Annotated in this window: 4 protein-coding genes and 2 pseudogenes; 3 read left to right on the top strand and 3 right to left on the bottom strand. The window is 60.6% G+C overall.

Annotated features, from left to right (window positions below; genetic code table 11):
* From ACFFAR_RS23555 to hutC, 3 genes and pseudogenes are all read left to right on the top strand, one after another.
* Positions 1 to 277: pseudogene (locus ACFFAR_RS23555) on the top strand (amino acid ABC transporter permease); the annotation flags it as partial.
* Positions 278 to 316: 39 nt separating this feature from the next.
* Positions 317 to 1,195: an ATP-binding cassette domain-containing protein gene (locus tag ACFFAR_RS23550; RefSeq protein ID WP_174365735.1), complete on the top strand. Its 879-nt coding sequence runs from the start codon at positions 317 to 319 to the stop codon at positions 1,193 to 1,195.
* Between the two features lie 4 nt (positions 1,196 to 1,199).
* Positions 1,200 to 1,973 carry a histidine utilization repressor gene (gene hutC, locus ACFFAR_RS23545; protein WP_061999431.1) on the top strand — a complete coding sequence of 258 codons (774 nt, stop codon included), beginning with the start codon at positions 1,200 to 1,202 and terminating at the stop codon, positions 1,971 to 1,973.
* A 33-nt stretch (positions 1,974 to 2,006) separates the two neighbouring features.
* On the opposite strand, the gene hutH is transcribed toward hutC, so the two are convergent.
* The 3 genes and pseudogenes from hutH to ACFFAR_RS23530 form a co-directional block, all read right to left on the bottom strand.
* Positions 2,007 to 3,536, bottom strand: coding sequence for a histidine ammonia-lyase (gene hutH / locus ACFFAR_RS23540; RefSeq protein ID WP_174365503.1), 1,530 nt, complete (start codon positions 3,534 to 3,536; stop codon positions 2,007 to 2,009).
* A gap of 484 nt (positions 3,537 to 4,020) precedes the next feature.
* The gene (locus ACFFAR_RS23535) at positions 4,021 to 4,659 is read right to left on the bottom strand and encodes a LysE family translocator (protein ID WP_375508563.1); all 639 of its coding nucleotides are present in this window, start codon (positions 4,657 to 4,659) and stop codon (positions 4,021 to 4,023) included.
* Positions 4,660 to 4,916: 257 nt separating this feature from the next.
* Positions 4,917 to 5,376: pseudogene (locus tag ACFFAR_RS23530) on the bottom strand (ABC transporter substrate-binding protein); the annotation flags it as partial.

Here is a 5,376-nt window from a genome sequence, read left to right as displayed (position 1 = left end):
CTGGCAAGCCGTGATCCGCATTCAGGTCCCGCAGATGCTCGTGCTGATCGTGCCCGCCCTGACGAATCTGATCATCGTGCTGAGCAAGGAGACCGCGGTGTTGTCGGTTGTTACCGTACCGGAACTGACGTTCGTGCTGACGGGTATCGGCTCCGAAAAATTTGCGTTTGTCGAAACGCTGCTCGCGTTGTGCGTATGTTATCTCGTGCTGGTGGAAGCGGCTTCGCGAGCCGGGCAATGGGTCGAATTGCGTGTCGGCCGTTTCCTGACCCGATGAACGCATTAAAAACGCCGACCTCATTTTGAGTGCTGAATCATGAAGAAACCGATTATCGGCAACACGCCGGCGCAGGCTGAATATCTCGTCGATGCCCGGCATGTCAGCAAGCATTTCGGCACGCTCAAGGTACTCGACGACGTTTCGCTCGCTGTGCGCAAGTCGGAGGTGACGTGCATCATCGGGCCGTCGGGTTCGGGCAAAAGCACCCTGCTGCGATCACTCGCGTTCCTCGAGGAATACAGCGAAGGCGAGATTTACATCGAAGGCGAATTGCTGGGTTATGTGACGGAGCGCAACGGCAAGCGCGTGCGCGCACGCCAAGCCGAGATCAATCGTGTGCGCCGTAACGTCGGCATGGTGTTCCAGCAATTCAATTTGTGGCCGCACATGACGGCCATGGAAAATGTCGCCGAAGCGCTGGTGCGCGTGCGCAAACTTCCGAAGGCGGAAGCGCATAAACGCGCGCTCGCCATGCTCGACAAAGTCGGCCTCGCCGATCGTGCGAACAACCATCCCGCGCGTCTTTCCGGCGGTCAGCAGCAACGCGTTGCGATCGCACGCGCGCTCGCCATGGAACCGCACATCATGCTCTTCGACGAACCCACGTCCGCGCTCGATCCGGAGCTCGTTGGCGAGGTGCTTCAGGTCATGAAGAACCTGGCGAACGACGGCATGACGATGGTCATCGTCACTCACGAAATGGGTTTTGCAGCGCAGGTTGCGGACACGGTCATGTTTATAGATCATGGCAAGATTGCCGCGCAGGGCTCGCCCGAGGACGTGTTTCACAACGCCCAGCAGCCACGCCTTCGACAGTTTCTGCAAAACTATCTCGACAGGAACGCGTTCTGGACGCGTTGTGAGGACCCCGCTGCCGGCACCATGCCGGTCGCGACAGAATCCAGCAGGATGTAAAAACATGAATACAAACGGGCTTTCGAACCCAGCATCTGCAGCGCAGGAAACAGCCGTGCCACTCGCGCGCTATGAGCGCGTGAAGGAACATATCCGCACGCGCATTCTCTCGGGGGAATGGCGGCCGGGCGACCGCATTCCGTCGGAGATGACGCTGGTCGGCGAGCTGGGCGTATCGCGCATGACGATCAACCGCGCGTTGCGCGAGCTAACGGAACAAGGGGTATTGACGCGCTTTTCGGGCGTGGGGACGTTCATTGCGGAAGAGAAGCCGCAGTCCACATTGCTGATGATCGCGCATATAGGCGACGAGATTCGTGCCAGAGGTCACGAGTACGGTTATTCGATCATGCTTGCCGTGCGTGAGGCGGCCGCAAGCGATGTGTCCGCCGCGCTAGGTCTGGCGCCTGGTGCGTCCGTGTTTCATGTGGTGTGCGTGCATCGTGAGAACGGGGTGCCGGTGCAACTCGAAGACCGCTATGTGAATCCGGAAGTCGCACCGCATTTTCTGGAGCAGGATTTCTCGACGGTGCGCCCTTCGGAGTATTTGTACAACACGGTGCCCGCACATGAAGTCGAGCACGTGGTCGATGCCGAACTGCCCTCCCGCGCCGATGCCCGCTTGCTCGAGATCGGCCCCGATCAGCCGTGCCTGACGCTGGTGCGCCGGACGTGGGCAAATAATGTTGCGGTGACGTTCGCGCGCTTCGTGCATCCAGGTACGCGATACAGATTGGGATGCCGCTTCAGCAGCGACAACCTACAGCGGCAGAGCTGAGAACGACCCGGCCGCCGTAGGCTTGAAAACGACTTAAACCGTGCCGTGCGACGCGAATTGCAGCGGGCAGAATCCGGCAATCTTGCCGCTTCTCACCTGCTTCGCCACGGCCACGATATCCGGCGCGAAGTAATGATCGAGCTCGTAATGCTCGACATCGGCGCGGATGGATTGCATGACCGGCTGCAAACGCGGACTCGTCAGATGCGGCGCGCGCAAGTCCACGCCCTGCGCCGCCGCGAGCAATTCGATCGCGAGGATATGGGTCACGTTCTCGGCAATATCGCCCAGCTTGCGCGCGGCGAACGTCGCCATGGACACGTGATCTTCCTGATTCGCCGACGTCGGCAGCGAGTCCACCGATGCCGGATGCGCGTAGGTCTTGTTCTCCGATGCAAGCGCGGCCGCCGTCACATGCGCGATCATGAAGCCCGAGTTCACACCGCCATCGCGAACGAGGAAAGGCGGCAAGCCGGAGAGCGTGGCATCGATCAGTAGCGCAATGCGGCGTTCCGCCAATGCGCCGATTTCCGCCGCGGCAATCGCGAGGTTATCGGCGGCAAACGCGACGGGTTCCGCATGAAAGTTGCCGCCCGAAAGCACTTCGCCCGTGTCCGGGAAAATCAGCGGATTGTCCGATACGGCGTTCGCTTCGATCAGCAACACGTTGCCTGCATGACGGATCTGGTCGAGACACGCGCCCATGACCTGCGGCTGGCATCGAAGGCTGTACGGGTCCTGGACCTTGTCGCAATCCTGATGCGACAGGTTGATGCCCGAGCCTTCCAGCAAGGTGCGATATGCAGCGGCTGCATCGATCTGCCCCTGGTGGCCGCGCAACGCGTGAATGCGGGCGTCGAAGGGAACGACGGAACCCTCGGCGGCATCCACCGACAGCGAGCCCGACACCAGACCCGTCCGGTAGAGGTCTTCGATTGCGAACATGTTGTATAACGCGAGCGCGGTCGATGCCTGCGTGCCGTTCAAAAGCGCGAGCCCTTCCTTGGCTTGCAGGGTCAGCGGTTCGAGGCCGACGGACTTGAGTCCATCGATGGCAGGCGCCAGCTTTCCGCCGAGGAACACTTCGCCGATACCCATCAGCACGCCCGACATATGCGCGAGCGGCGCAAGGTCGCCCGATGCGCCAACCGACCCCTTGACCGGAATGACGGGCAGCACGTCTGCGTTGAACAGCGTGATCATGGCGTCCATCACCTTGCGGCGAATGCCGGAATGACCACGCCCCAGGCTCGACAGTTTCAGCGCCATCAACAAACGGACGACGGGCGGCGACATTGGCTCACCGACACCGACCGCGTGCGACAAAACCAGATTGCGCTGCAGGAGTTCGAGCTGGTCTGCGGGAATGTGCGTGTTCGCGAGGCGGCCAAAACCCGTGTTGATGCCGTAGGCCGGCAGGCCTTTCGCGGCGATGTCCTCGACGGCTTTTGCACTGGCATCGATAGCCGCGTGGCTTGCCGGGTCGAGTTCGAGCTCCACACGTTCGCGTGCGATCTGGCGCAGTTGCGGGAGGGTCAGTTTGCCGGGGGTGAGCTTCATCATCGGTGTTGTCCTTGGGCGTCAGGCTTGCGCGTTTGTATGCGGGGCTATCTTGTCTATACAAGAGCATAACCGCGAGTCTAGGACAACAAAATCGGTATATACAAGTATTTTCTGATTTAGGGCGAACGAAAACCGGCGCCGTACCGGCCCTGGAGCCAGCAACAGCGGGGAATGCCGCGTGAAAATGCTGAAATCCAACCTATCGTCGAATTTTGATCGCAGCGCCGAGCCGGTCCATTCCGCATCCTGAAAAACTTCTGTCTATACCGCGTCCCGGAAGACGTCCGAGATCATGGTCACGAGCAGCTCGGCGCAATAAATGAACGCGCGGCACGTGAGCCGCGCGTTAGTCGGCACCTGACGCGGTTTGCGGGTGTTGTTCGAGCAAGATCAAACTGCCGCGTTCGGTCGAGCCAGGCAGCCCCTCGCTCAGCGGGCGGCCAGCCGTGGATGATCAGCCTCTAGCCGCGCCCGACGCCGTGCGTTAGATGCCCGCTTTGTGCGCCGCGAATATGAGCCGCAAACCGAGCGCGGCAACGGCCGTTGCAGCAATCCGGTCAACCCATTTCTTCGCGCGCAGATAAACCTCGCGCGGACGGCGGCTGGAGAAACCCAATGCTACGACGGTGTACCAGCCCGCCTCGATGCCGAACAGCAAAGGCGGCAGCACGAAGTAACACCAGAGTGGCGGATGTTGCGGCAACAAGGCCGCAAAGATACTGCCGTACCAGATAGCGGTCTTCGGGTTGCTGAGTTGCGTAGTCAGGCCGATCAAGAACGATTTCCGCAGATTGCGAGTGTGTGCGGAACGAGCCTGATCGACGCGTAGCGGACTCGATGCACCCCGCCAGATATTGAACGCGATATAGATCAGGTAGAGGCCACCCGCAATTTTTAACGTGACATAGAGCCATGCGACGGCGGACAGCAGCGTGTACAAACCCGCCAGCGCGATGCCGCTGAAGAACACACCGCCTACGCCCATGCCGAGTGCGGTCGCGAGTCCATCGGCGCGGGACAGGCCAATTGCATTGCGCGCGACCAGCACGAAGCTGGGACCGGGGCTCATGGCCCCCATCAGGATCGCGGCGAGGATGGCCAGGACAGCGGCTGAGGCAGTCATCGGAAAGCTCCTTCGTGTGACAGCGAAGCGGTTGGAGGCTTGAAAAATAACACGGTACGGCTTAAGTGGCTTCTTTTCCCCGGCCAGATGAAATCAGGTCTCGGCTGGTGTCACGCGCATCTGCCATGCGGCAAGCAACTCCGCCTGCTTGCTCAGCCAGCGCTTGGGCATGCCTGCGATCCCCATTGATCGGTCCTGCTTGCGTACTCGCCCATGAACCAGAAATGGCGGACTGGTCGAAGGCACGTGAATATCCATCAGTGAAGCGCCGTACCATTCAACGTGACTTTCGTGACCGCACTCGATTGCAAGCTCCACTTCGCGACAATCGCTGCGTACGTACCGTTCGCAATCAACGTATTGAGCGCACCAAGCACGGCATCGCGCAATTTTGGATTCGACTTGGCGAACGCAATGCCTTCAGGCGATGTCGCGAACGGCTCGCCGATAGGCTTGTACGTATTCGGTTCAAGCTTCATTGCGTATGGCAAGGTCTCGCTGCCCTGCACGCCCGCTGCAATGCGTCCTTGCTTGAGTTGCATGCGCGCGGATGAGGTATCTTCGGTTCCCGCGACGGTGATCGCGCCCTTGCCCGCGCCTTCGCAGTTTTTCGCGCTCCACGCGGCGGTATCGGCGGGAAACGATGTGCTGCGGCTCGTACCGACCGGCTTGCCGCACAGGTCCGGCGCCTGTTTGATCTCATGCGCCCGCGACGCA

Origin of the sequence: uncultured Caballeronia sp., from assembly GCF_964243625.1 — a bacterium.
GTDB lineage: Bacteria > Pseudomonadota > Gammaproteobacteria > Burkholderiales > Burkholderiaceae > Caballeronia.
This window is presented reverse-complemented; position numbering and strand designations above follow the sequence as displayed.